This window comes from Pseudoroseomonas sp. WGS1072 (assembly GCF_049340465.1).
Lineage (GTDB): Bacteria > Pseudomonadota > Alphaproteobacteria > Acetobacterales > Acetobacteraceae > Pseudoroseomonas.
Map to the genome: position 1 here is coordinate 3,444,421 of NZ_JBMPSU010000001.1, position 23,430 is coordinate 3,467,850.

Consider the following 23,430-nt stretch of genomic DNA (forward strand, 5'->3'; position numbering starts at 1 on the left):
AAGCGAGCCGTCCCATGCCGAGAGCAGGACATATCATGCCGACCCGGCGGGGCTGCCAAGCGCCCCCGAGCCGAATTCTGCGTGTGCTCAGAACGGAATATCGTCGTCCAGATCGCTGCCGCCGCCCTTGGGCGTGTCCCACCCGCCCCGCTGCGGGCGGGGCGACGCCGCACCGCCGGAACGCTCGCCGCCCGACCGGCCGCCGAAGCCGCCCGACCGCTCCCCGCCCTCGGACGGGGCACCGCCCTCGCCGCCACCGCGACCGTCCAGCAGGGTCAGCTCACCGCCGAAGTTGCGCAGCACGACCTCGGTCGAATAGCGGTCCTGGCCGCCCTGGTCCTGCCACTTCCGGGTTTCGAGCTTGCCCTCGATATAGACCTTGCTGCCTTTGCGCAGATACTTCTCGGCGACCTCGCCGATGCGCTCGTTGAAGATCGCCACCGAGTGCCATTCGGTGCGCTCCTGGCGGTTCCCCTCGCGGTCCTTATATGTGTCCGTGGTGGCGAGGCGCAGATTCACCACGCGCCCGCCGTTCTGGAAGTTCCGCACCTCCGGGTCCCTACCGAGATTGCCGATCAGGATCACCTTGTTGACGCTGCCGGCCATGCTGCCCGGTCCTTCATACGCTGCGGCCCCGCCGGCCGGCCGGACCTCCATCCTGGAGGCCAGGCCATGGCCCGGAAGCCCGGTTTCACGACTCTGCGCGCCGCCCTGGGGCGCGCCCCAGGGCAACCCACCCCGGGGCAACCTAACGGGCGAGCCTGTCCGCCGCCACCCGCCGCATCACACTTGTCTGCGGTGACGGAATGCCTCTTTCCGCCGCACCGTGATGCTGGCACAACCCGAACGTGAACACAATGCGAACGCTTGTGCGCAGGAGCCTGAGTTGAAAAAGCTGTCGAACCTGCCCGCCGCCCGGCGGAACCCCGCCCAGGCCGCCGGGCAGCACGACGAGATCCGGATCCGGGGCGCACGCCAGCACAATCTGAAGGATGTCGATCTTGATATCCCCAAGCACACGCTGACGGTCATCACCGGCCTCTCCGGCTCCGGCAAATCCTCCCTCGCCTTCGATACCATCTACGCGGAGGGGCAGAGGCGCTATGTCGAGAGCCTCTCGGCCTATGCCCGCCAGTTCCTGCAACTGATGCAGAAGCCCGACGTGGATTCGATCGAGGGCCTCTCCCCCGCCATCTCGATCGAGCAGAAGACCACCAGCCACAATCCGCGCTCGACCGTCGGCACGGTCACCGAGATCCATGACTACATGCGCCTGCTCTGGGCCAGGGCGGGCATTCCCTACTCCCCGGCCACCGGCCTGCCCATCGAGGCACAGACGGTCAGCCAGATGGTGGACCGCGTCCTCGCCATGCCGGAGGGAACCCGCCTCCTGCTGCTGGCTCCCGTGGTGCGCGGCAAGAAGGGAGAGTTCCGGAAGGAGCTGGCCGAGTATCAGCGGCGCGGTTTCGAGCGGGTGAAGATCAACGGCACCCTGATGCGGATCGAGGACGCGCCCTCGCTCGACAAGCGCCGGAAGCATGACATCGAGGTCGTGGTGGACCGCGTGGTCGTCGGCAATGACGGCCTGGCGCAGCGTCTGGCGGATTCCTTCGAGACGGCACTGGGCCTGGCCGATGGCGTCGCCTATGCGGAGAATGCCGATGGCGGCGAGCGCACGGTGTTCAGCAGCCGCTACGCCTGCCCCGTCTCCGGCTTCACCCTGGAGGAGATCGAGCCGCGCCTCTTCTCCTTCAACTCGCCGCAGGGCGCCTGCCCGGTCTGTGACGGCCTCGGCACCGAGAGCTTCTTCGACCCCGCCCTCGTCGTGCCCGATGACACGCGCAGCCTGGCCGATGGCGCGGTGGCCGCCTGGGCCGGCAACAGCGCGCCCTACTACGACCAGACCCTGGACAGCCTGGCGCGGCACCTGAAGGTCAGGATGTCGGTTCCCTGGGGGGAGCTTCCGGAGCAGGCGCGGAACGCCATCCTGCAGGGCACCGGCAACGAGGCGGTGACGCTGCGCTACAAGGACGGGCTGCGCGCCTACGAGGTGAAGAAGCCCTTCGAGGGCGTCCTGCCCAATCTCGCCCGCCGCCTGCGCGAGACGGACAATCCCTGGGTCCGGGAGGATCTGTCCCGCTATCAGGCCGAGCAGCCCTGCCATGCCTGCCAGGGTGCCCGGCTGAAGCCCGAGGCGCTGTCGGTCAAGGTGGCCGGGCTGCATATCGCCCAGGCCAGCGAGTTGTCGATCCGCAAGGCCCTGCCCTGGTTCGAGGGGGTGGAGGCGACGCTGACACCGCAGCGGGCCGAGATCGCCCGCCGCATTCTCAAGGAGATCATCGAGCGCTTGCGCTTCCTGCTGGATGTCGGGCTGGACTACCTCTCCCTCGCCCGCGCCTCCGCCACCCTCTCCGGCGGCGAGAGCCAGCGCATCCGCCTCGCCAGCCAGATCGGCTCGGGCCTGACCGGCGTGCTCTATGTGCTGGACGAGCCTTCCATCGGCCTGCACCAGCGCGACAACGAGCGGCTGCTCGGCACGCTTCGCCGGCTGCGCGACCTCGGCAACACCGTGCTCGTGGTCGAGCATGACGAGGATGCCATCCGCACCGCCGACCACCTCATCGACATCGGCCCCGCCGCCGGCGCCGGCGGCGGCCGCGTCATCGCCCAGGGCACGCCGGAGGAGGTGGCCGCCAACCGCGACAGCATCACCGGCGACTACCTCTCGGGCCGCCGCACCATTGCCGTGCCGGAGAAGCGCCGCGCGCCGGACGAGAAGCGGATGCTTCGTGTCGTCGGCGCCACCGGCAACAACCTGCGCGGCCTGACCGCCGGCCTGCCGCTCGGCACCTTCACCTGCGTGACGGGTGTCTCCGGCGGCGGCAAGTCCACCTTCGTCATCGAGACGCTCTACAAGGCGGTCGCCCGCCGGCTGATGGGCGCGGGCACCGTACCGGCGCCGCACGAGCGGATCGAGGGGCTGGAGCATCTCGACAAGATCATCGACATCGACCAGTCGCCGATCGGCCGCACCCCGCGCTCCAACCCGGCCACCTATACGGGCCTCTTCGCGCCGATCCGCGACTGGTTCGCGGAACTGCCCGACAGCCGGGCGCGCGGCTACAAGCCGGGCCGCTTCAGCTTCAACGTCAAGGGCGGCCGCTGCGAGGCCTGCCAGGGCGATGGCGTGCTGAAGATCGAGATGCACTTCCTTCCGGATGTCTACGTCACCTGCGACACCTGCAAAGGCAAGCGCTACAACCGCGAGACGCTGGAGGTGAAGTTCCGCGGCAAGTCCATCGCGGACGTGCTGGAGATGACGGTGGACGAGGCGCTGGAGTTCTTCTCGGCCGTCCCCGCCATCCGCGAGAAGCTGCGCGTGCTGCGCGAGGTCGGCCTGGGCTATATCCATCTCGGCCAGCAGGCGACGACCCTCTCCGGCGGCGAGGCGCAGCGCATCAAGCTGTCCAAGGAACTCTCCCGCCGCGCCACCGGCCGCACCCTCTACATCCTCGACGAGCCCACCACGGGCCTCCATTTCGAGGATGTCCGCAAGCTGCTGGAGGTGCTCCACCAGTTGGTGGACCAGGGCAACACGGTGGTGGTGATCGAACACAATCTGGAGGTCATCAAGACCGCGGACTGGATTCTCGACCTGGGTCCGGAAGGCGGCGATGGCGGCGGCCAGATCGTTGCCGAGGGCACGCCGGAGGAGGTGGCGGCCATTGCCGCCAGCCATACCGGCCGCTTCCTCGCGCCGCTGTTGCCAGCGCGGCCCTCCAGGCGGCGCAAGCGGGCCTGACGGTAAAGGGCGGTCCCACCGAACCGCCCTTTACCGATCAGCGCAGGCTGAAGACGATCGGCACCGTCATCGGCTGCGGCGCCGTGCCCATCTCCGGCGGGAAGGGCGGCAGCCGCACCCGCTGGATCAGCTCGGCGACCTCCTGGTCCAGATCCGCGTCGCCGCTGCTGCCGGTGATGCGCCAAGCGATCACGCTGCCATCCGGCGCCATGGTGAAGGTCAACATCACCCGCCCCTCGATCCGCCGCAGGCGCGCCCGGTTCGGATAGCGCTTGGCGCGGTTGAGGGCGCCGACGATCCTGTCCGTATAGCTCGCCGGCGGTCCGGCGGCCCGGCGCGCCGTGCTGGCCGGCGCGCCACCCGATTGCGGGGCGGCCGTCACCGGCGCCGGCGGGGCCTCGGTGCGCTGCGGTGCCGTCGGCTGCGGCGCGACCGGCCTCTCGCGCGGCGGAGTTGGCCGGGGGACCGGCCGCGGCGGCGGTGCGGGCTGGGGCGGCGGCGGGGGTTGCGGGGGTGGCGGCGGTGGGACCTCGGTCTCCAGGATCGGCGCGGTCTCCGGCTCCGGCGGCTGCACGATGTCCGGCGGCGTGGCCTCCACCACCTCCGGCTCCGCCACCGGTTCCGGCGGCGGCGGCTCGGCCACCGCCATCTCGGGCGCGACCACGCTCTCGACCGGGGGCGGTTCGACCGCCTGGGCCGTGGCCTCGGCGGCCACCATCTCGGTCGGCTCCGTGACCTCGGCCGGCGTGTCCGTGGCACTTTCCGGTATGGCCGGGGCCGCGATCATCTCCAGCGGCACGACCGCCGGAGGCGGTTCATGCTTCGGCAGGCCGAACATCAGGAAGGCCACGGCGCCGCCGTGCAGAAGGGCCGAGGCGCCCCAACCCAGCGCCCGGGGCCCGCTCAACGTCATCGTCGTCATGGCACTCTTCCGTCAGCGCGCCTGGACGACGCCGGCCCCGGCCTCCGCCTCGGCGATCAGCGAGACGCGGGTGATGCCCGACTGGGTGATGCGGCCCATCACATGGAGGACCTCGCCATAGGGCACGGAACGATCCCCCCGGACATAGACGGGCGCCTCCGGATCCTCCTCATGCAAGCCGCGCAGCCGCGTGACCAGCTCCGCCAGCGGCACCTCCTCCTGGCGGATGAAGGTCTTGCCATCGGCCGCCACCGTCAGCACCACCGGCGGCCGCTGCGCCGCGGCGCGGGGCGCGGCGGTCTTCGGCAGCTCCACAGGGACGCCGACGACCATCATCGGGGCCGCGACCATGAAGACGATGAGCAGCACGAGCATGACATCGACAAGCGGCGTCACGTTCATGTCCGCCATGGGCAGGCTGTCCCCGTCCTCGGAGCTCTGGCTGGGTCCGGCGAAGGCCATGCGGCTTACTCCGCGGCCGCGTGCGCGCGGACCGAGCCGCCCGTCGTCGCCGGCCGGCGGGACAGGTTGGCGGCGAAATCCGCGATCGCGGACTGCCCCTCATGACGCAGGCGGTTCAGGCGCACCAGCAGGCGGTTGTAGGCCATGACCGCCGGGATCGCCGCGACCAGGCCGATCGCGGTCGCGAAAAGCGCCTCGGCGATGCCCGGTGCGACGACGGCGAGGCTGGTGTCATTGCTCTGCGCAATGCCGGCGAAGCTGTTCATGATGCCCCAGACCGTGCCGAACAGGCCGATGAAGGGCGCCACGGCACCTGTCGTGGCCAGGAAGGGCAGGCCGGGCTCGGCATTCCGCAGGGCGCCGCCGAGGGCGTGGCGCATGGCATGCTCCATGCGATGGCGGTACTCGAAGCGGCTCTCGCCCTGCTCCCGGCCATCGCGCCACTCGCGCGTCCCCGCCCGGATGACGGAGGCGGCCAGGCCTTCGCCCTGCACGGCCGGCACCGGAGCCTGCGGCGCCGCCATCTCGGCCAGCCGCCGGATCTCGCCGCGCAGCCGCCGCATCACCAGGGACTTCTCCACGATGATCGCCCAGCAGACCACCGAAGCCAGGGCCAAGCCGATCATGACCGCCTTGACGACCCAATCGGCCTGCAGGAACAGCCCCAGCAGGGACATGTCCGGGACGTGAAGCGCCGGGAGGGCCTCGGGCAAGGGGGCGGCAGCGGCGGAGGGATCGGTCGGGTTCATTGCGGCCTACTCACTTCTCGAAGGTAACGCCATCGACGCGCGAGGCGAGAGACAGTCGCGGCAGGCAGGCGGCGCGGGTCTCGGTGGTGGGGCCACAAGCCATCAGGTCGTTCAGCAGCAGGGAGCCGACGCTGTCACAGGCCTGGCCGGAAAGGTCGAAGATGCGGGCCATGGTCTTCTCGGCCGGCAGCGGACCGACATCCAGCGCCAGGCGCCGGGCGATCACGCCATCCTTGCCGAAGACCAGCAGGTCCAGCCGCAGGGGGTCGATGGCCTCCGGCGCGCTGTTGCGCAGCACCAGCCAGACCCGGCATCCCTCGGACCGCGCCTCAAGCCTGTTGAGCTCGAGCCCGATGGGCGACGCCTTCGCCGGTGCCGTCTCCTGGGCGCTCAAGGTCAGCGGCATCATGACACCGAGTGTCAGGAGGAGAGCGGACGCGATCCGGCGCAGCGACATGCGGATGATGACCCCTTCGCAGTTGCGATGGCTTATGCCGACATTGAGAGGCGCTTGCAATGCGAACGACTCTCACTTTAGCAGGCGTCACCCATCCTATTGCAACATGTCGGCCACGCTCCGCCCCGCGCAGCACACAACAAAAGGCCGCCTCTCCCATGAGGAGAAGGCAGCCTGGAATGCATAGGCATCGTTGGAGGGCTGGAGGCGTCTGGTGCCGACGCCCGGGATTGAACCGGGGACCTACTGATTACGAATCAGTTGCTCTACCGCTGAGCTACGTCGGCCGCGGCGGCTATCTAGCCTCTGCCGCCACCCAGGGCAACTCCATCCCGGCGTCCTGACACGCTTTTTGCCCGGCCGGACCGCCAGACCCTGGCGAGCCTGGCGAGCCTGGCGAGGGTGCAGCTCTCACAGGCACGGATCAGTGCACCAGGACCGGCAACATCTCATGCTGAAGGATCGCCGCCGTGGCGAGGCTGGTATCCGGGGCCGCGCCGATCTGCGTGCCGTCCGCGGCATGGATGGCGACGGCCGGGGTGCCGTTCAGCAGGATGGGACGGATATAGGCGATATCCTCCGCGCCGAAGCGCGCCCATTCCGCGGGGGCAAGATGCCGGAGCACGTCCGCCGCGGCATAGGGCCGAATGTGTCCTTCCTTATTCATGGCAGGAATCTCCTTTCGCCGTCCCTGAAGGGGCCCGGCCTGCGTCCGGTTCGAACCGGACGCGGATTGCGTATCATGTCAGTCTGCGGGAACAACGCGCCGGCGGGGCAAGGGAAGCGACCCTATTCGTCCCGGCTCTTCACAATACCGGAGCGATCGCGCCGCCGTTAAACCTCAACCAGCGGTATCGGCGCTTTTATCGATCGCCCCGTTCACCACCGCCCTTCCCCCCTGCGCGCCGCGCGTGCCGATATGGATCGACTTCACGCGGACCTCGGGCTGCGGCCTCTGGAGGTCGATGTGCAACAGGCCATTGTCCAGCCACGCACCTTCCACCTCGATGCCCTCGGCCAGGACGAAGGCCCGCTGGAACTGCCGGGCGGCAATGCCACGATGCAGGAAGACACGGCCTTCCGCCTCGTCGCGCTGCTTGCCTCGGACCACCAGCTGGTTGTCCTCCTGCGTGATGTGCAGGTCGTCCATGCTGAAGCCGGCGACGGCCAGGGAGATCCGCAGGCGGTTGTCGCCGGTCTGCTCGATATTATAGGGCGGATAGCCATCGGCGTTCTTCGCCACGCGATCGAGCATCTGTTCCAGATGATCGAAGCCCAGAAACAGTGGCGAGCCGAACAACGACGAGCGAGACATGGCGGAAAACCCCTCAAGCTGAGCGAGCATTCGCCGGAACCCGAAGCATCCCGGCTTCTGCCGATAATTTGGGCAAAGCGGGGCCATATGCAAGGGGCAATGGTTGAACACCGGACCGGCCCCCGCTACAGCAGCCTCCCCATGCCCGAAACCGATCTCCTGCCGATCCTGCTGGTTCCCGACACCAGGCTGAGGACCAAGTGCCGCGCCGTCGGCCCCCAGGATGCCGATGCCGTGCGCGCCCTGGCGCCCCGCATGCTGGCGACGATGTACAAGGCCCCCGGCATCGGCCTCGCCGCGCCGCAGGTCGGAGATCTCCTGCGCCTCGTCGTCATTGACCTTCAACCGGATGAGAAACCGGACCCGATGGTGCTGGTCAATCCGGAGATCGTCGCCGCCAGTGAGGAACTGGCGACGCGGGAGGAGGGCTGCCTCTCGCTCCCGGGCCAGTATGCCGACGTCACCCGGCCCGCCAAGGTCAAGCTGCGCTGGCTGGATCTGGAGGGCGGCAAGCGGGAGATCACCGCGGACGGGCTGCTCGCCACCTGCATCCAGCATGAGCTGGACCATCTCGATGGCGTCCTCTTCGTCGATCACCTCTCGGCGCTGAAGCGCAACATGATGCTGCGCAAGCTGGCGAAGGAGCTGAAGGCCAGGGCGCGCGACGCATGAGGCCGCTCCGCCTGGCCTTCATGGGCAGCCCGGACTTCGCGGTGCCGGCCCTGCGCGCCCTGCATGCCGCGGGCCATGAGATCCTCGCCGTCTATACCCAGCCGCCCCGGCCGGCCGGGCGCGGCCAGCGCGAGCTGCCCTGCCCGGTCCATCGGGAGGCCCTGCGGCTTGGCCTTTCCGTGCGGCACCCCTCCCGGCTGCGGCACGCCACGGAGGAGCACGAGGCCTTCGCCGCCCTGGCGCTGGATGCCGCGGTCGTCGCCGCCTATGGGCTGATCCTGCCGAAACCCATGCTGGATGCGCCGGCGCGCGGCTGCCTCAACATCCATGCCTCGCTGCTGCCGCGCTGGCGTGGCGCGAGCCCCATCCAGTCCGCCATCCTGGCCGGCGACGCCGAGAGCGGCGTGACCATCATGCGCATGGAGGAGGGCCTCGACACGGGGCCGATGCTTCTCGAGGGTCGGCTTCCCCTCGGTCCGGACATCACCACGCCCGCCCTGCACGACGCCCTGGCGGAGATGGGCGCCCGCCTCATCCTGCAGGCCCTTGCCGAGAATCCCCCTCCCCGTCCGCAGCCCGAGGAAGGCGTCACCTACGCGCCCAAGCTCGGCAAGCAGGATGGCCGCCTGTCCTGGGAAGGCGAGGCGACCGCCTTGGAACGCCGCGTCCGCGCCCTCAATCCCTGGCCCGGCACCTTCTTCCAGCATGAGGGCCAGCCGATCCGGGTGCTGGAAGCCAGAGCCGAACCTCTGGGAAGCGCGCCCCCCCCGGGCACTGTGCTTGACGAGGCGCCGCGCATCGCCTGCGGCGAGGGTGCGCTCCGCCTGCTCCGCCTGCAGCGGCCGGGCCGTGGCGCTCTCGACGCGGAGCCGTTCCTGCGCGGTTATCCCCTCCCGCGCGGAACCGTGCTGGACTGAGCCCATGCCGCGCTATGCCTTGCTGGTCGAGTATGACGGCACGCCCTTCGTGGGCTGGCAGCGGCAGGCCAGTGGCCTCTCGGTGCAGCAGGTGCTGGAGGAGGCCGCCGCCCCGCTCAATGCTGGCCGGCCCGCCGCCACCATGGCCTCGGGGCGGACCGATGCGGGCGTCCATGCCGAGGGGCAGGTGGTGCAGATCGACGTCGCCCTGGAGCTGCACCCCGACCGGCTCCGGGACGCGCTGAACTTCCACAGCCGCCCGCATCCGGTCTCCGTCCTGGCCGCCGCCCTGGCGCCGCCGGACTGGTCGGCGCGGTTCTCCTGCATCGGACGGGGCTACCGCTACCGCATCCTCAACCGCCGCGCCCGGCCGGCGCTCATGGCCGGGCGCGTCTGGCACGTTCAGGCACCGCTCGATGCCGAAGCCATGCACGCGGCGGCGCAGGGGTTGCTCGGGCGGCATGATTTCTCGGCCTTCCGCGCCGCCGCCTGCCAGGCGAAGGATGCTATGCGCACGCTGGACCGGCTGGAGGTGCGGCAGCAGGGCGAGGAGATCCATGTCCTGACCGAGGCCCGCAGCTTCCTGCATCATCAGGTGCGCAACATGGTCGGCACGCTGGCCCAGGTCGGGCTGGGTCGCCGCCCCCTCTCCTGGCCCCGCGAACTGCTCGATGGGCGCGACCGCCGCAAGGCCGGGCAGAATGCCCCCGCCGAGGGGCTGACCTTCCTCTTCGCCCGCTACCCCCAGCCGCTCCGTTGGCAGGATTGACGGGCGGTCCGCTCAGGCCTCACGCCGCAACAGATCGAGCCGGTACTCCGGATACCGGTCCTGCCGCACCGGCTGGAGCACGCCGGCGGCATGCTGGATGAAGGCTTCCACCGCCGCGTCGCCGGAGAGCGGATAATCGGTGTTGCCGATCCAGTGGACCAGGAGGACATCGCCCCCCGGCATCAGATCCCGCCGGACCAGCGACGCCACCTGGGCGAGGTCGCGCTCATCCCAGTAGTACACCACCTCGGAGAGCAGGATCAGGTCGTAGCGGCCGTTCGGCCATTGCCCTGGCACCTCGCGCCGCTGGATCGACAGGCTGGGCACCAGACCGCAATGCCGTCGCGCCGCCGCCACCGCCCGCGCCGAACTGTCCACGGCGGTCAGCCTGCGGCAATGCGGCACCAGCATCCCGGTCAGTACGCCGATCGAGCAGCCGACCTCGAGCCCGTGCTCATAAGGCTCCTCGCGCAGGGCCTCGAGAGTCGTGGCGTATTTCGCGGCCTCATAGTCGCTGGTGAGGAACTTCCACGGATCGGGGTCGGCGGCGTAGAGCGCCTCGAAGTACGCGGCGGAGAGGGAGGTCATCGGGCGTCCGGTCACGTCAGGTCCCCTTCCTGGAGGAGAAACAGCTCGAAATCCCGCATGCAGCGATCCAGAAGCGCGGCATCCACCTGGAATCCGCCCGCTGCGAGCGAAGCGACCTGCCCGAACTGCGAACGGTGACAGGCCAGCGCGCGCGCCTTGGCCGCAAGGTGGCGCCGGACATCCAGGCGTCGGGCCTGCGGCGCCGGGCCCGGCAGGGCGTGATCCGGCGGCAGGGTATGACCCCAGACGGAGTACTGCACGAGGCGGCAGGGCGGCGCTCCCGGCGGCCTTGCCGTCAGGGCCGCCCGGGCCATGGCCCAGGCCGCGTGGTGATCGCAATGCGGATCATGCTCCCAGGTGGTCAACAGGGCGCCGGCAGAGGTGGATCGGAGCGCATCGCGGACGGCACCGACCGCGACGTCGAACGCCGCGCCGGCCTCCGGCACGGCGGCGTCGGGGAGGCCGAGGAACACCGCATCCGACGCCGGTACGCCGAGGCAGGCCAGCGCCTCGAGGGCTTCGGCCTGGCGGATCCGGGACAGCGCCGCCCGATCCTCCGCCCCCTCCGTGGGATGGGAGGCGCCCCCGTCACTGATGAAGATCACCCGCAGACCGCGACCGGCGGCTGCGGCTTCGGCCAGGAGACCGCCGCATCCGAGGCTCTCGTCATCCGGATGCGGGGCCAGGACGACCACCCCGCCCTCCCCGACGATGTCCGGAAGACCTGCGAACGGCGCGGCGTCGGCCTGCTCGAGAAAGGCCGTGGCGGTGAGCTTCACGGCCATCCGGCCTGCTCCGCAGCGAAGGCCAGGGCGGCGGCGTTGTCGAGGGCCCGGTCCGGACCGGGCTGCCGGAGATAGGTGGCGAGATCGCGCGCCACCCGTTCCACCGGGCTCGGGCGCAGGAAGGCCTGCAGGCCGATGGACCGCTGAACGCGTTCGAGCACATCCAGCGCCGCTCGTTCCACCGCGTGGCGCGACAGCTGCACATAGGCCAGCACCGTCTCCTCCTCGGCCGAGCCATAGACCAGCGCGGCCTTCCTCACCCATAGCCGCGCCGTCTCCGCAGCCACCATGCATTCTCCCAGGCGGCGGCGCTGGTGCGGGTCGCCGTCGCGATCCAGACGGCGGAGATGGTGCCGCATCAGCTGCACCAGTTCCTCCACGCCGCCGCACTGGACCGCCAGGAAGCGCCACGCTCCGCCGGTGAAGTAGGGCTCCTTCTGATAGCAGCCGGGTGGGCCGATCCGGTCGGCCTCCCGCGTCATCATGCCGGTGAAGTCCACCGAGCCCGTGGCGGAGACCTGCATCCCCGACGCTGTCCAGCTGCGGACCTCGCTCCGCTCTCCCGGCCGCAGACGGGGCGCGATCAGCCGGACCCCCTCCTCCGTCGTCGCGGTGACCAGCGGACGCAGGAGCCGCCCGGCGCCGGAGGCCAGGATTTTGCGCCCCTCCAGGCGCCCTTCCGCCGTCATGCGCAAGGGCCGGGAGGGATCATCGGTCGCCCAGACACCGAAGAGGCATCCCTCGCGCACATCGGCCGCCGCCCGCCGCATCTGCTCCCCGTCACCAAAACGATGGATCAGATCCAGGGCGTTGACGTGGCCTTCGAAAAGCCTTCCCATCGGCAGGCTTCCGCGCCCGATCGTCATCAGGACCTCGGCCAGCAGGCTGTTCCTCTGCGGCACCAGGCCAAGGTCGAGCCCGCCCTCCAGGGCAGGCAGCGCCGCGACCAGAAGGCCGTTCCGCTGCAGGATGTCGATGAGGGGTCGCGGATCGGCCCCGGGATGATCCAAAGCTTCTCCCAGCCCCCTGGCGCTCTGCGCCGCTTCCGCGGCACAGGTGAGCAAGTCGGCGGATGGGCCGAACTGGTCCATGCTGGCCCTCTGATGCTGTCTGTCGTCAACGGCACAGCCCCCGTCTGGTTGCTCCCCGCCAAGCGACACCCGCCCGCGTGCAAACCGCGTTCAGGTCACAGGATCCGGGCCACCACGGTGATTTGACGGCCCCTCGCCGAACCGCTAGAAGCGGCCTCGCATACGCCGTGTAGCGAAAGCCCCTGCGGAGGGGTGGCCGAGTGGCCGAAGGCGGCGGTTTGCTAAACCGTTAGACGGGGATAACCCGTCTCGTGGGTTCGAATCCCATCCCCTCCGCCACTTCTCTCCCCGCACTTCATCCCCGCTGCCTGGTCTGTCGAAGGCCGCACGGTCCCGCTCGCCCCATGGCCCGGCCGCCGTGATGGCGGCCGGGCCGGGCGCGCCTCAACCCAGCTTCTTCTTCAGCAGCTCGTTGACCAGCGCCGGGTTTCCCTTGCCCTGCATGGCCTTCATGGTCTGACCGACGAAGAATCCGAAGAGCTTGTCCTTGCCGGAGCGGTATTCCTCGACCTTTCCGGCGTTGGCCGCCATGACCTGCTCGATCACCGCCTCGATGGCCCCGGTATCGGTCACCTGCTTCAGGCCCCGCTCCTCGACCAGGACGGCCGGCGGCTTGCCGGTTTCGAACATCGCCTCCAGCACCTCCTTGGCCAGCTTGCCGGACAAGGTGCCGTCCTTGATCAGGTCGAGCAGGCCGCCGAGATTCTCGGCGCTGACGGGCGAATCGCCGATACCGTAGCCGGTGCGGTTCAGCCCGGCGAAGAAATCGCCGGTGATCCAGTTGGCCGCCATCTTCGGATCACGGCCCTTCGCCACGGCTTCGTAGAAGGCCGCCGTTTCCTTCTCCAGCGTCAGGACATGGGCGTCATAGGGCGTCAGGCCGAAGTCGCCGACATAGCGGGCGCGCCGGGCGTCCGGCAGCTCCGGCAGGGCGGCCTTCAGCCTGTCCACCCAGGCCTGCTCCAGAACCAGCGGCGGCAGGTCGGGGTCGGGGAAGTAGCGGTAGTCATGCGCGTCCTCCTTGGAGCGCATCGATCGCGTCACGCCGCGCTGCGTGTCGAAGAGGCGCGTCTCCTGCACCACCTCGCCGCCATCCTCCCAGACCTCGATCTGGCGCCGCGCCTCGGCTTCCACCGCCTGCATGACGAAGCGGATGGAGTTGACGTTCTTCACCTCGCAGCGGGTGCGGAACCCCTCGCCCGGCCGGCGGACCGAGACATTGACATCGGCGCGCAGCGAGCCCTGCTCCATATTGCCGTCGCAGGTGCCGAGGTAGCGCAGGATCTGCCGCAGCTTCGTCAGATAGGCGCCCGCCTCTTCCGGGGAGCGCATGTCGGGCTCCGAGACGATCTCCATCAGCGCCACGCCGGAGCGGTTGAGGTCGATGAAGCTCTTGCTCGGATGCTGGTCATGCAGGGACTTGCCGGCATCCTGCTCCAGATGCAGGCGCGTGATGCCGATCTGCTTGGTGCTGCCATCCCCGAGCTGGATCTCGATGACGCCCTGCCCCACCACCGGATACTGGTACTGGCTGATCTGATAGCCCTGCGGCAGATCGGCATAGAAGTAGTTCTTCCGGTCGAAGCGGGACCAGAGGTTGATCTGCGCGTTCAGCCCGAGGCCGGTGCGCACCGCCTGGGCGACGCACTCGCGGTTGATCACCGGCAGCATGCCCGGGAAGCCGGCATCGATGAAGCTCACCTGACTGTTCGGCTCGGCACCGAACTCCGTGGCCGCGCCGCTGAACAGCTTGGCCTGCGAGGTCACCTGGGCATGCACCTCCAGCCCGATGACGACCTCCCAGGCGCCGCTCGCGCCCTCCAGCGTGTAGCTCATGCGCCAGCCCTCACCGCCGGGACCGCATCGAAGCCGGCGGCACGCTCCAGCGCGGCGCCGACGGCGAAGACAGTCTCCTCATCGAAGGGCCTGCCCAGCACCTGCAGCCCCAGCGGCAGGCCCTTCGCATCCAGCCCCGCCGGGACGGAGAGGCCCGGAATGCCGGCGAGATTCGCCGTCACGGTGAAGACGTCATTCAGATACATCGCCACAGGATCGTCCTGCTTGTCGTCCCGCCCGAAGGCGGCGGAGGGGGTGGCGGGGGTCAGGATGGCGTCCACCCGCTCCCAGGCCTGGTCGAAATCGCGCTTGATCAAGGTGCGGACCTGCTGCGCCTTGACGTAATAGGCGTCGTAATAGCCGGCGCTCAGCACATAGGTTCCGATCAGGATGCGGCGCTTCACCTCGTCGCCGAAGCCGGCGGCGCGGGTGCGCTCGTAGAGATCCCTGAGATCCTCGCCATCCTCCCGCAGGCCGAAACGCACCCCGTCATAGCGGGCGAGATTCGAGGAGGCCTCGGCCGGCGCCACGATGTAATAGGTCGGCAGGGCATAGCGCGTGTGCGGCAGGCTGATGTCCACCAGCTCCGCCCCCTCGGCCTTCAGCCAATCCATGCCCTGCCGCCACAGCGCCTCGATCTCGGCCGGCATGCCGTCCAGGCGGTACTCGCGCGGAATGCCGATGCGAAGGCCCTTCACGCCCCGCGCGCAGGCGGCGGCGAAGTCCGGCACCGGCATGTCGGCGCTGGTGGAATCCTTCGGATCGAAGCCCGCCATGGAGCCCAGCAGGATGGCACAGTCCTCGACCGTGCGCGCCACCGGCCCCGCCTGGTCGAGCGAGGAGGCGAAGGCCACGACGCCGAAGCGCGAGCAGCGGCCATAGGTCGGCTTGATGCCGGCAATGCCGCAAAAGGCCGCCGGCTGGCGGATCGAACCGCCGGTGTCCGTCGCCGTGGCGCCCAGCGCCAGACGCGCCGCCACCGCCGCGGCCGAGCCGCCGGAGGAGCCGCCAGGAACCAGCACGGCCTCCGGCGCGTCCCGCCGCTTCCAGGGGTTCTCGACCCCGCCGAAGGCCGAGGTGGCATTGGACGAGCCCATGGCGAACTCGTCCAGATTGGCCTTGCCCAGGAAGACAGCGCCATCCCGCAGCAGATTGCCGCTGACGGTGCTCTCATAGGGCGGGACGAAGTTGCCCAGGATCCGGCTGGCGGCCGTCGTCCGCGTGCCGGCGGTGCAGAACAGATCCTTGATGGCGAGCGGGATGCCGGTCAGCGCCCGGCCCTCGCCACGGCCGAGCGCGGCATCCGCCGCCTCGGCCTGGCGCAGCGCCAGATCCGGGGTCACGGTGATGTAGGCGTTGAGACGCGGATTGAGCGCCTCGACCGCGCCGATGAAGGCCTGGGTCAGCTCGACGGCGCTGATCTCGCGCCGTGCCAGCGCGCCGCGCGCGCCGGCCAGGGTCAGATCCGTGGCAGAGGTCATGCCGCTCACTCCACCACCTTGGGCACCGCGAAGAAGGCGCCGGCACGGTCGGGGGCATTGGCCAGGATCTCCCCCTGGATGCCGCCATCCGTCACCTCGTCCCGCCGCATGCGCAGCGCCTGCGCGCCGCCGCCCGCCATGGGCTCAATGCCCTGGGTATCCACGGCACGCAGCTGCTCGATCCAGCCCAGGATCCCGTTCAGTTCGGCTTCAAGGCGCGGCAGGTCGCCGTCCTCGACCCTGATGCGGGCCAGGGACGCGACGCGCCGGACAGTGGCGGTGTCGAGCGACATAGTTTTTCTTCCGGATGGTTGCAGGTCTGATTGCGCGGCAATGGCGGCGGACCATAAACACCGCCATGCCCCTCAGCAACCTGACCGACCTTCGCGGCGGCCTTTCCCCGGGTCAGAGACTCATCGGCCTCGACCCCGGACGGCGGACCATCGGCGTGGCGCTCTCCGACGTCTCGCTGATGCTGGCGAGCCCCTATCAGGCCCTGCCGCGCGGCAAGCTGGCCGCCAATGCGGCGGCGATCGCCGGGATCGCCCGGCAGGAGGGGGCCGGCGGGCTGGTGGTCGGCCTGCCGCTGGGGATGGACGGCAGCTTCGGCCCGGCGGCGCAGGCGGCCAAGGACTGGGCCATGGCCGTCTCGGAAGCCACCGGCCTGCCGGCCGCGCTCTGGGACGAGCGGCTTTCCTCCTCGGCGGTCAACCGGATGCTGATCGACGAGGCCGACCTGACGCGCGGCAAGCGCGCCAAGGTGGTCGATGCCCTGGCGGCCGCCTACATGCTGCAGGCCGCGCTGGACGCCAGCCGGGCCTGACCCCCCCTTTCGGCGCGGCGCCCGGACCAGTATGGTCGCCCGCCTCTAGCCGGACTGGTCCTCGATGCTGCCCTTCCCTCACCGGCACCTCCTTGCCCTTCAGGGGTTGGAGCCGCCCTATATCGCCGATCTGCTGGATCTGGCCGAATCCTACGCCCTGCTGAACCGCAGCGGTAAGACCCAGCGGGACCTGCTGAAGGGCCGCACGCTGATCAACCTCTTCTTCGAGGACAGCACCCGCACCCGGACCAGCTTCGAGCTGGCCGGCAAGCGGCTCGGCGCCGACGTCATCAACATGTCGGTCAGCCAGAGCAGCGTGAACAAGGGCGAGACGCTGCTCGACACCGCCTCCACCCTGAACGCCATGCATTGCGACCTGCTGGTGGTCCGCCACGCCCAGTCCGGCGCCCCGGCGCTGCTGAGCCAGAAGGTGGACGCGGCGGTGATCAATGCCGGCGACGGGACGCATGAGCACCCGACCCAGGCGCTGCTGGACGCGCTGACGATCCGCCGCCGCAAGGGCCGGCTGGAGAACCTCACCGTCGCCATCTGCGGCGACGTGCTGCACAGCCGCGTGGCCCGCAGCAACATCCACCTGCTCAGCGCCATGAACTGCCGGGTCCGGGTGGTCGGCCCGCCCACCCTGATCCCCGCCGAGGCCGAGCGGCTGGGCGTGGAGGTGTTCCACGACATGAAGGCCGGCCTGCGGGACGCCGATGTGGTCATGATGCTGCGCCTGCAGAAGGAGCGCATGGCCGGCGGGCTGGTGCCCTCGGCGCGCGAGTTCTTCCGCTTCTACGGGCTCGATGCCGCCAAGCTCGCGCTGGCCCGGCCGGATGCCATCGTCATGCATCCGGGCCCGATGAACCGGGGCGTCGAGATCGACAGCGCGGTGGCCGACGACCCGGCCCGCAGCGTCATCGGCGAGCAGGTCGAGATGGGTGTCGCGGTCCGCATGGCGGTGCTGGACATCCTCTCGCGCAACATGCGGCGGAACGCCCGGCTGTGATCACCATGCCCGACACCATCTTCATCAACGCCCGCCTGATCGATCCCGCCTCCGGGCTGGACGCGCGGGGCAGCCTGCTGGTCAGCCGCGGCGTCATCGCCGACCATGGCGGGACGCTGGGCATGCCCGAGGGCGCCGAGGTCGTCGATTGCGGCGGCGCCATCCTGGCCCCCGGCCTGATCGACCTGCGCGCGGCGCTGGGCGAGCCGGGCGCCGAGTACCGCGAGACGATCGAGAGCGCGGCCGAAGCCGCGGCGGCGGGTGGCATCACGACCCTCTGCGCCCTGCCCAACACCGAGCCCGCCCTCGACGATCCGGCGCTGCTGCAGTTCATGGTGCGGCGGGGGGAGGCCACCGGCAGCCTGAGCATCCTGCCCTACGGCGCCGCCACACGGAGCTGCGCCGGCAAGGATGTCTCGGAATACGGCCTGCTGCGCGAGGCGGGCGCCGTGGCCTTCACCGATGGCACCCGCGCCATTGCCGATGCCCGCACCATGCGCCTGGCGCTCTCCTATGCCCGCGCCTTCGGCAGCTTCGTGGTGCAGCACCCGGAGGAGCCCTCCCTGGCGCGGGGCGGCGCGGCAACGGAGGGCGAGCTGGCGACGCGCCTCGGCCTGCCCGGCATCCCTCCGGCCGCCGAGAGCATCCTGGTGGCGCGTGACATCGCCTTGGCCCGCATCACCCGCGGCCATGTCCACTTCGCCCATGTCTCCACGGCCGCCACGCTCGACCTCATCCGCGCCGCCAGGGCCGAGGGGCTGGCCGTCACCTGCGACACCGCGCCGCCTTACTTCGACCTCAACGAGACGGCGATCGGCGACTTCCGCACCTATGCCAAGCTCTCCCCGCCGTTGCGGCGCGAGGAGGACCGGCGGGCCGTCGTCGCCGCCCTGGCGGACGGGACGATCGACGCCATCGCCTCGGACCACCAGCCGGCCGATGCCGACGACAAGCGCCTCCCCTTCGCCCAGGCCTCGGCCGGCGGGTCCGGGCTGGCGACGCTGCTCGGCATCACCCTCGCCCGCGTCCATGCCGGCGATCTGACGCTGCCCGCCGCCCTCGCCCTGCTCACCAGCCGCCCGGCGGCGCTGCTGGGCCTCGCCGCCGGCCGCCTCGCTCCCGGCGCCCCGGCCGACCTGGTGCTGTTCGACCCGGAGCGGGCCTGGAAGGTCGAGGCCGGCCGGCTGCCGGGCAAGGCGCAGAATTCGCCCTTCGACGGCCGCGCCCTGGAAGGCCGGGTGCTGGGAACCTGGAAGGCCGGCAAGCGGGTCTTCGGATGAGCCTCTGGCTGGCTGTCGCCATCGGCTACCTCTCCGGCTCGGTGCCCTACGGGCTGCTGCTGACCCGCGCGGCGGGCCTGGGGGATATCCGGCAGATCGGCAGCGGCAATATCGGCGCCACCAATGTGCTGCGCACCGGCAACCGGAAGGTGGCCGCCGCGACCCTGCTGCTGGACGCGCTGAAGGGGGCGCTGCCTGTCCTCCTGCTCGGCGGGCTCTGGGGGCGCGATGCCGGCCTCGCCGCCGGGCTGGCGGCGCTGGTCGGGCACCTCTTCCCCATCTGGCTCGGCTTCCGGGGCGGAAAGGGCGTCGCCACCGGCGCCGGGGTGCTGCTGGCGGCCAATTGGTGGATCGGCCTGCTCTGCGCCCTGCTCTGGCTGGCGATGGCGAAGCTCACCCGGCTCTCCTCGGCCTCCGCCCTCGCCGCCTGCTGCGCGGCGCCGTTGATCGCGCTGCTGTCGGGCGACCACCGCCTCGCTCTCGCCCTCCTGGTCGTCGCGGCGCTGATCCTCTGGCGGCACCAGGACAATATCCGCCGCCTGCTCGCCGGCACCGAGCCGCGGATCGGCGAGCGGCGGTGAGCGAGACGGCCGCCCGGCTGCGCCTGGTGCGGACGGAGGGCATCGGGCCGATGACCTACCGGCGCCTGATGCAACGCCATGGCACGGCCGACTCGGCGCTGCGGGCCTTGCCCGCCTATTCGGCCCGGCGTGCCCGCCCCTTCCTGCCGCCCGAGCCGGGCGCCATCGCGCGGGAGATCGAGGAGGTGTCCGGCATGGGGGGCCGGTTCCTGTTCCTGGACGATCCGGAATACCCCCCGCTCCTGGCTCTGCTGGAGGACGCGCCGCCCGCCATCGCCGTGATCGGCGATGCGGCCCTGCTGCGGGCCCGGCAGGTCGCCATCGTCGGGGCGCGCAATGCCTCGCTGCCCGGCCGGCGCCTCGCGGCGGAGCTGGCCGCGGATCTGACGGAGGCCGGGCTGGTCGTCACCTCGGGCCTCGCGCGGGGCATCGACGGCGCCGCGCATGAAGGAGCGCTGCGCCGCGGCCCCACCATCGCCGTCATTCCCGGCGGGCTCGACCGCGCCTATCCGCCCGACCACGCCGAGCTGCAATCGGCCATCGCCGAGCGCGGCGCGGTGGTTGCCGAGGCGCCGCTCGGCACGGCGCCCATCGCCCGGCACTTTCCCCGCCGCAACCGGATCATCGCCGGCCTGTCGCTCGGCATCGTGGTGGTGGAATGCGGATTGCGCTCCGGCACGCAGATGACCGCCCGGCTCGCCCTGGAGGCGGGGCGCGAGGTCTTCGCCGTGCCCGGCAACCCGTACGATCCCCGCGCGGCCGGATCGAACGACCTGTTGCGGCAAGGCGCGCACCTGACGGAACGGGCGGCCGATGTGCTGGAGCACCTGCCGGAGGGGCCGGCCACGGCGCGGCCACGCCGTTCGCCCAATCCGGCCCCGCGGCCGACGGCATCCCCGGCCCCCGCTCCCGGCGGCGCCCTCGGCGATGCCGAACAAGTCCTTGAGCTTCTGGGGACTTCTTCCGTTGTGGTTGACGAGATCATCCGGCGCTGCCACCTCTCTCCCGCTGCGCTGCAGTCTCTGCTGCTCGACCTGGAGCTGGAGGGGCGCATCGAAGCATTGCCGGGCAACCGTGTGATGCGCAGCGGACCAGGGTAGAGACCACGCTCGCAGAATAAAACTGCCTGTCGCCATCAGAGAGCATACAGCACCCGCCATGACCGACGTCGTCGTCGTCGAATCGCCGGCCAAGGCGAAGACCATCAATAAGTACCTGGGCCAGGACTTCACCGTCCTCGCCAGCTTCGGTCATGTCCGGGACCTGCCGGCGAAGGATGGCAGCGTCCGCCCGGAGGACGACTTCGCCATGGACTGGACGGCGGAGGACCGGGGGGAGAAGCAGGTCGCCGCCATCGCCAGGGCGGTGAAGGGCGCGCGCAACCTCTATCTCGCCACCGACCCCGACCGCGAGGGCGAGGCCATCTCCTGGCACGTGCAGGAGATGCTGCGCCAGAAGGGCGCCCTGAAGGGCGTCCAGGTTCACCGCATCACCTTCAACGAGATCACCAAGCGCGCCGTGCAGCACGCGCTGGCGCATCCGCGGGATCTCGACACCCCGCTGATCGAGGCCTATCTGGCCCGGCGGGCGCTGGACTATCTGGTGGGCTTCACCCTCTCTCCCGTGCTCTGGCGCAAGCTGCCCGGCAGCCGCTCGGCCGGGCGCGTCCAGTCCGTCGCGCTGCGCCTGATCTGCGAGCGCGAGGCCGAGATCGAGGCCTTCCGCGCCCGCGAGTACTGGACCGTCGAGGGCCGTTTCCTGACCGCCGCCGGCGCCCCCTTCACGGCGCGGCTGACCCAGCTCGACGGCAAGCGGCTGGAGCAGTTCGACCTGCCGGACGAGGCCTCCGCCATGCGGGCCAAGGCCGCCGTCGAGGCCGGCCGCTTCAGCGTCGCCAGCATCGAGAAGAAGCGGGTCCGCCGCAATCCGCCCGCTCCCTTCACCACCTCGACCCTGCAGCAGGAGAGCTCACGCAAGCTCAGCTTCGGCGCCCAGCAGACCATGCGGCTGGCGCAGCAGCTCTATGAAGGGGTGGACATCCAGGGCGAGACGGTCGGCCTCATCACCTACATGCGGACGGATGGCGTGCAGATGGCCCGTGAGGCGATCGGCGCCATCCGCGACCACGTGAAGACGCAGTTCGGCCCGGACTACATCCCCGCCGCGCCGCGCGAATATGCCTCCAAGGCCAAGAACGCCCAGGAGGCGCACGAGGCCATCCGCCCGACGGATGTCTCCCGCACGCCGGAAAGCGTCGCCCGCCACCTGACGCCCGAGCAGCGTCGGCTCTACGAGCTGGTCTGGAAGCGGGCGGTGGCCAGCCAGATGCAATCGGCCGAGCTGGACCAGACCGCCATCGACCTGGCCGACGCGGCCGGCCGCGCCAGGCTGCGCGCCACCGGCAGCGTGGTGGCCTTCGACGGCTTCCTCAAGCTCTACCGCGAGGATGTCGACGATGCCGCCGGCGCCGAGGATGAGGACAGCCGCATCCTGCCGCCGATGCGCGAGCAGGACCCGGCGAAGCTCACCGCCGCCCAGGCCGACCAGCACTTCACCCAGCCGCCGCCTCGCTATTCCGAGGCCTCCCTGGTCAAGAAGATGGAGGAGCTTGGCATCGGCCGGCCCTCCACCTATGCCTCCATCCTGCAGACCCTGCAGGACCGCAAGTATGTGCGGCTGGACAAGCGCCGTTTCATCCCCGAGGACCGGGGCCGGCTCGTCACCGCCTTCCTGGTGAATTTCTTCGAGCGCTATGTCGATACCGGCTTCACCGCCAGCCTCGAGGAGCAGCTGGACGACATCTCCGGCGGAAGGGCCGAGTGGCGCGCGGTGATGCGCGCCTTCTGGGAGGAGTTCAACGCCGCGGTCAGCGCCACCAAGGACCTGACCATCAGTGCCGTGATCGATGCGCTGGACGAGGAGTTGGGTCCGCACTTCTTTCCGCAGCCCGCCGAGGGCGGCGATCCCCGCGCCTGTCCGTCCTGCAGCGGCGGCCGGCTCGGCCTGCGCCTCGGGCGGAACGGCGCCTTCATCGGCTGCTCCAACTATCCCGAATGCCGCTACACCAGGCCGCTGGCCGTGCCCAATGCGGAGGGCGAGGCCGAAGGCGCGCTGGCGGGCGGCATCAAGGAGCTGGGCTCGGATCCCGTGACCGGCGCGCCGGTCACGCTGCGCCGGGGTCCCTATGGCGTCTACGCCCAGCTTGGCGAGGGCGAGACGGATGCCAAGGGCAAGGCGATCAAGCCCAAGCGCGCCAGCCTGCCGCGCGGCATGGATCCCGAAGGGGTGACCCTGGAACGGGCCCTGGCGCTGCTGGCCCTGCCCCGCCTCATCGGGCTGCATCCCGAGACCGGCGAGGAGATGAGCGCCGCCATCGGCCGCTTCGGGCCCTACGTGAAGATGGGCAGCATCTACAAGTCCCTGGACCGTGACGACGACGTGCTGACCATCGGCGTCAACCGCGCGGTCGCCCTGCTGGCCGATGCCAAGGCCAAGGTGCGCGCTCTCGGGCCGCATCCGAAGGATGGCACGCCGGTGGAGATCAAGCGCGGCCGCTTCGGCCCCTACGCCCAGCATGCCGGCATGGTGGCCAGTCTGCCGCGCGGCACGCAGATGGAGGATGTCACCCTCGATCAGGCCGTGGCGCTGCTGGCGGAGAAGGGGAAGAAGCTGCCCGCCCCCGGCGCCCGCAAGACCGCGCGGAAGACGCCGGTGCGTAAGGCCGCCGCCTCGGTCGAGGCGGAAGGCCCCAGGAAGGCCGCCGCGAAGCCCGCGACGACCCGGAAGGCTACGGGTGCAAAGGCCACGAGCGCGAAGGCCACGACCACCGCGAAACCCCGCGCCGCCAAGGCCGGCGCCAAGCGGGCGGCGCCCAAGGTCAAGGCCTGAGGC

Annotated in this window: 23 protein-coding genes and 2 tRNA genes; 11 read left to right on the forward strand and 14 right to left on the reverse strand. The window is 70.5% G+C overall.

The window, feature by feature from the left end:
- Positions 1 to 87: 87 nt before the first annotated feature.
- A complete protein-coding gene (gene ssb, locus ACF3NH_RS16155; protein ID WP_198364916.1) occupies positions 88 to 606 on the reverse strand; it encodes a single-stranded DNA-binding protein in 519 nt (172 codons plus the stop codon).
- Between the two features lie 280 nt (positions 607 to 886).
- Here ssb and uvrA point away from each other — a divergent pair, with 280 nt between their 5' ends.
- On the forward strand, positions 887 to 3,802 hold the full coding sequence (gene uvrA / locus ACF3NH_RS16160; RefSeq protein ID WP_422924144.1) for an excinuclease ABC subunit UvrA: 2,916 nt from the start codon (positions 887 to 889) through the stop codon (positions 3,800 to 3,802).
- Between the two features lie 37 nt (positions 3,803 to 3,839).
- Here uvrA and ACF3NH_RS16165 read toward each other — a convergent pair whose 3' ends face one another.
- The 7 genes from ACF3NH_RS16165 to ACF3NH_RS16195 form a co-directional block, all read right to left on the reverse strand.
- Positions 3,840 to 4,724 (reverse strand): energy transducer TonB, encoded by an 885-nt coding sequence (locus ACF3NH_RS16165; RefSeq protein WP_422924146.1) that lies wholly within the window; start codon positions 4,722 to 4,724, stop codon positions 3,840 to 3,842.
- A 12-nt stretch (positions 4,725 to 4,736) separates the two neighbouring features.
- Positions 4,737 to 5,186 (reverse strand): ExbD/TolR family protein, encoded by a 450-nt coding sequence (locus ACF3NH_RS16170; protein WP_198364914.1) that lies wholly within the window; start codon positions 5,184 to 5,186, stop codon positions 4,737 to 4,739.
- Between the two features lie 5 nt (positions 5,187 to 5,191).
- Positions 5,192 to 5,935 (reverse strand): MotA/TolQ/ExbB proton channel family protein, encoded by a 744-nt coding sequence (locus tag ACF3NH_RS16175; RefSeq protein ID WP_422924148.1) that lies wholly within the window; start codon positions 5,933 to 5,935, stop codon positions 5,192 to 5,194.
- Between the two features lie 10 nt (positions 5,936 to 5,945).
- Complete coding sequence (locus tag ACF3NH_RS16180) at positions 5,946 to 6,392, reverse strand: Tat pathway signal protein (protein WP_422924150.1); 447 nt, start codon at positions 6,390 to 6,392, stop codon at positions 5,946 to 5,948.
- A gap of 212 nt (positions 6,393 to 6,604) precedes the next feature.
- A tRNA-Thr gene (locus ACF3NH_RS16185) sits at positions 6,605 to 6,679 on the reverse strand.
- Positions 6,680 to 6,816: 137 nt separating this feature from the next.
- Positions 6,817 to 7,059, reverse strand: a complete 243-nt coding sequence (locus ACF3NH_RS16190) for a DUF1150 family protein (protein ID WP_198364898.1) — start codon at positions 7,057 to 7,059, stop codon at positions 6,817 to 6,819.
- Between the two features lie 174 nt (positions 7,060 to 7,233).
- On the reverse strand, positions 7,234 to 7,707 hold the full coding sequence (locus ACF3NH_RS16195; RefSeq protein WP_198365019.1) for an Hsp20 family protein: 474 nt from the start codon (positions 7,705 to 7,707) through the stop codon (positions 7,234 to 7,236).
- 141 nt (positions 7,708 to 7,848) lie between these two features.
- On the opposite strand from ACF3NH_RS16195, the gene def reads away from it, so the two are divergent.
- The 3 genes from def to truA are packed head-to-tail and all read left to right on the forward strand — an operon-like array spanning position 7,849 to position 10,065.
- Positions 7,849 to 8,379, forward strand: coding sequence for a peptide deformylase (gene def, locus ACF3NH_RS16200; protein ID WP_422924152.1), 531 nt, complete (start codon positions 7,849 to 7,851; stop codon positions 8,377 to 8,379).
- Positions 8,376 to 9,296, forward strand: coding sequence for a methionyl-tRNA formyltransferase (gene fmt, locus ACF3NH_RS16205; protein ID WP_422924154.1), 921 nt, complete (start codon positions 8,376 to 8,378; stop codon positions 9,294 to 9,296). Before def ends, fmt begins: the two co-directional genes overlap by 4 nt.
- 4 nt (positions 9,297 to 9,300) lie before the next feature.
- Positions 9,301 to 10,065, forward strand: a complete 765-nt coding sequence (gene truA, locus ACF3NH_RS16210) for a tRNA pseudouridine(38-40) synthase TruA (RefSeq protein ID WP_422924156.1) — start codon at positions 9,301 to 9,303, stop codon at positions 10,063 to 10,065.
- 12 nt (positions 10,066 to 10,077) lie between these two features.
- Here the strand turns inward: truA and ACF3NH_RS16215 are convergent, their stop codons facing one another.
- The 3 genes from ACF3NH_RS16215 to ACF3NH_RS16225 are packed head-to-tail and all read right to left on the reverse strand — an operon-like array spanning position 10,078 to position 12,448.
- Positions 10,078 to 10,668, reverse strand: a complete 591-nt coding sequence (locus tag ACF3NH_RS16215; RefSeq protein ID WP_370591920.1) for an SAM-dependent methyltransferase — start codon at positions 10,666 to 10,668, stop codon at positions 10,078 to 10,080.
- Entirely contained in the window at positions 10,665 to 11,438 is a 774-nt protein-coding gene (locus ACF3NH_RS16220) for a PIG-L deacetylase family protein (RefSeq protein WP_422924159.1), read from the reverse strand. The genes ACF3NH_RS16215 and ACF3NH_RS16220 overlap by 4 nt, the downstream gene beginning before the upstream one ends.
- Positions 11,429 to 12,448 carry an acyl-CoA dehydrogenase family protein gene (locus tag ACF3NH_RS16225; RefSeq protein ID WP_422924161.1) on the reverse strand — a complete coding sequence of 340 codons (1,020 nt, stop codon included), beginning with the start codon at positions 12,446 to 12,448 and terminating at the stop codon, positions 11,429 to 11,431. Before ACF3NH_RS16225 ends, ACF3NH_RS16220 begins: the two co-directional genes overlap by 10 nt.
- Positions 12,449 to 12,715: 267 nt before the next feature.
- Here ACF3NH_RS16225 and ACF3NH_RS16230 point away from each other — a divergent pair.
- Positions 12,716 to 12,808: transfer RNA gene (locus ACF3NH_RS16230), tRNA-Ser, on the forward strand.
- A gap of 105 nt (positions 12,809 to 12,913) precedes the next feature.
- On the opposite strand, the gene gatB is transcribed toward ACF3NH_RS16230, so the two are convergent.
- The 3 genes from gatB to gatC are packed head-to-tail and all read right to left on the reverse strand — an operon-like array spanning position 12,914 to position 16,139.
- Positions 12,914 to 14,365: an Asp-tRNA(Asn)/Glu-tRNA(Gln) amidotransferase subunit GatB gene (gatB, locus tag ACF3NH_RS16235; RefSeq protein WP_422924163.1), complete on the reverse strand. Its 1,452-nt coding sequence runs from the start codon at positions 14,363 to 14,365 to the stop codon at positions 12,914 to 12,916.
- A complete protein-coding gene (gatA, locus tag ACF3NH_RS16240; protein ID WP_422924165.1) occupies positions 14,362 to 15,846 on the reverse strand; it encodes an Asp-tRNA(Asn)/Glu-tRNA(Gln) amidotransferase subunit GatA in 1,485 nt (494 codons plus the stop codon). The genes gatB and gatA overlap by 4 nt, the downstream gene beginning before the upstream one ends.
- Before the next feature lie 5 nt (positions 15,847 to 15,851).
- Complete coding sequence (gene gatC, locus ACF3NH_RS16245; protein WP_198364890.1) at positions 15,852 to 16,139, reverse strand: Asp-tRNA(Asn)/Glu-tRNA(Gln) amidotransferase subunit GatC; 288 nt, start codon at positions 16,137 to 16,139, stop codon at positions 15,852 to 15,854.
- 65 nt (positions 16,140 to 16,204) lie between these two features.
- Here gatC and ruvX point away from each other — a divergent pair, with 65 nt between their 5' ends.
- The 6 genes from ruvX to topA all read left to right on the forward strand — a co-directional run bounded on the left by ruvX (position 16,205) and on the right by topA (position 23,427).
- Positions 16,205 to 16,669 (forward strand): Holliday junction resolvase RuvX, encoded by a 465-nt coding sequence (gene ruvX, locus ACF3NH_RS16250; protein ID WP_422924167.1) that lies wholly within the window; start codon positions 16,205 to 16,207, stop codon positions 16,667 to 16,669.
- Between the two features lie 64 nt (positions 16,670 to 16,733).
- Entirely contained in the window at positions 16,734 to 17,678 is a 945-nt protein-coding gene (locus ACF3NH_RS16255) for an aspartate carbamoyltransferase catalytic subunit (RefSeq protein WP_198364888.1), read from the forward strand.
- Positions 17,679 to 17,683: 5 nt separating this feature from the next.
- Entirely contained in the window at positions 17,684 to 18,958 is a 1,275-nt protein-coding gene (locus ACF3NH_RS16260; protein ID WP_422924170.1) for a dihydroorotase, read from the forward strand.
- Complete coding sequence (gene plsY, locus ACF3NH_RS16265; protein ID WP_198364886.1) at positions 18,955 to 19,539, forward strand: glycerol-3-phosphate 1-O-acyltransferase PlsY; 585 nt, start codon at positions 18,955 to 18,957, stop codon at positions 19,537 to 19,539. Before ACF3NH_RS16260 ends, plsY begins: the two co-directional genes overlap by 4 nt.
- Positions 19,536 to 20,639 carry a DNA-processing protein DprA gene (gene dprA, locus ACF3NH_RS16270; protein WP_422924172.1) on the forward strand — a complete coding sequence of 368 codons (1,104 nt, stop codon included), beginning with the start codon at positions 19,536 to 19,538 and terminating at the stop codon, positions 20,637 to 20,639. Before plsY ends, dprA begins: the two co-directional genes overlap by 4 nt.
- Positions 20,640 to 20,697: 58 nt before the next feature.
- Positions 20,698 to 23,427: a type I DNA topoisomerase gene (gene topA, locus ACF3NH_RS16275; protein ID WP_422924174.1), complete on the forward strand. Its 2,730-nt coding sequence runs from the start codon at positions 20,698 to 20,700 to the stop codon at positions 23,425 to 23,427.
- Positions 23,428 to 23,430 lie beyond the last annotated feature (3 nt).

Coding starts and splice junctions, on each gene's coding strand:
- ACF3NH_RS16175 (WP_422924148.1), bottom strand. CDS start 5,935: ATGAACCCGACCGATCCCTCCGCCGCTGCCGCCCCCTTGCCCGAGGCC.
- ssb (WP_198364916.1), bottom strand. CDS start 606: ATGGCCGGCAGCGTCAACAAGGTGATCCTGATCGGCAATCTCGGTAGG.
- ACF3NH_RS16220 (WP_422924159.1), bottom strand. CDS start 11,438: ATGGCCGTGAAGCTCACCGCCACGGCCTTTCTCGAGCAGGCCGACGCC.
- ACF3NH_RS16180 (WP_422924150.1), bottom strand. CDS start 6,392: ATGTCGCTGCGCCGGATCGCGTCCGCTCTCCTCCTGACACTCGGTGTC.
- ACF3NH_RS16260 (WP_422924170.1), top strand. CDS start 17,684: ATGCCCGACACCATCTTCATCAACGCCCGCCTGATCGATCCCGCCTCC.
- gatC (WP_198364890.1), bottom strand. CDS start 16,139: ATGTCGCTCGACACCGCCACTGTCCGGCGCGTCGCGTCCCTGGCCCGC.
- ACF3NH_RS16195 (WP_198365019.1), bottom strand. CDS start 7,707: ATGTCTCGCTCGTCGTTGTTCGGCTCGCCACTGTTTCTGGGCTTCGAT.
- plsY (WP_198364886.1), top strand. CDS start 18,955: ATGAGCCTCTGGCTGGCTGTCGCCATCGGCTACCTCTCCGGCTCGGTG.
- ruvX (WP_422924167.1), top strand. CDS start 16,205: ATGCCCCTCAGCAACCTGACCGACCTTCGCGGCGGCCTTTCCCCGGGT.
- ACF3NH_RS16170 (WP_198364914.1), bottom strand. CDS start 5,186: ATGGCCTTCGCCGGACCCAGCCAGAGCTCCGAGGACGGGGACAGCCTG.
- truA (WP_422924156.1), top strand. CDS start 9,301: ATGCCGCGCTATGCCTTGCTGGTCGAGTATGACGGCACGCCCTTCGTG.
- topA (WP_422924174.1), top strand. CDS start 20,698: ATGACCGACGTCGTCGTCGTCGAATCGCCGGCCAAGGCGAAGACCATC.
- ACF3NH_RS16255 (WP_198364888.1), top strand. CDS start 16,734: ATGCTGCCCTTCCCTCACCGGCACCTCCTTGCCCTTCAGGGGTTGGAG.
- gatA (WP_422924165.1), bottom strand. CDS start 15,846: ATGACCTCTGCCACGGATCTGACCCTGGCCGGCGCGCGCGGCGCGCTG.
- def (WP_422924152.1), top strand. CDS start 7,849: ATGCCCGAAACCGATCTCCTGCCGATCCTGCTGGTTCCCGACACCAGG.
- ACF3NH_RS16165 (WP_422924146.1), bottom strand. CDS start 4,724: ATGACGACGATGACGTTGAGCGGGCCCCGGGCGCTGGGTTGGGGCGCC.
- ACF3NH_RS16190 (WP_198364898.1), bottom strand. CDS start 7,059: ATGAATAAGGAAGGACACATTCGGCCCTATGCCGCGGCGGACGTGCTC.
- fmt (WP_422924154.1), top strand. CDS start 8,376: ATGAGGCCGCTCCGCCTGGCCTTCATGGGCAGCCCGGACTTCGCGGTG.
- gatB (WP_422924163.1), bottom strand. CDS start 14,365: ATGAGCTACACGCTGGAGGGCGCGAGCGGCGCCTGGGAGGTCGTCATC.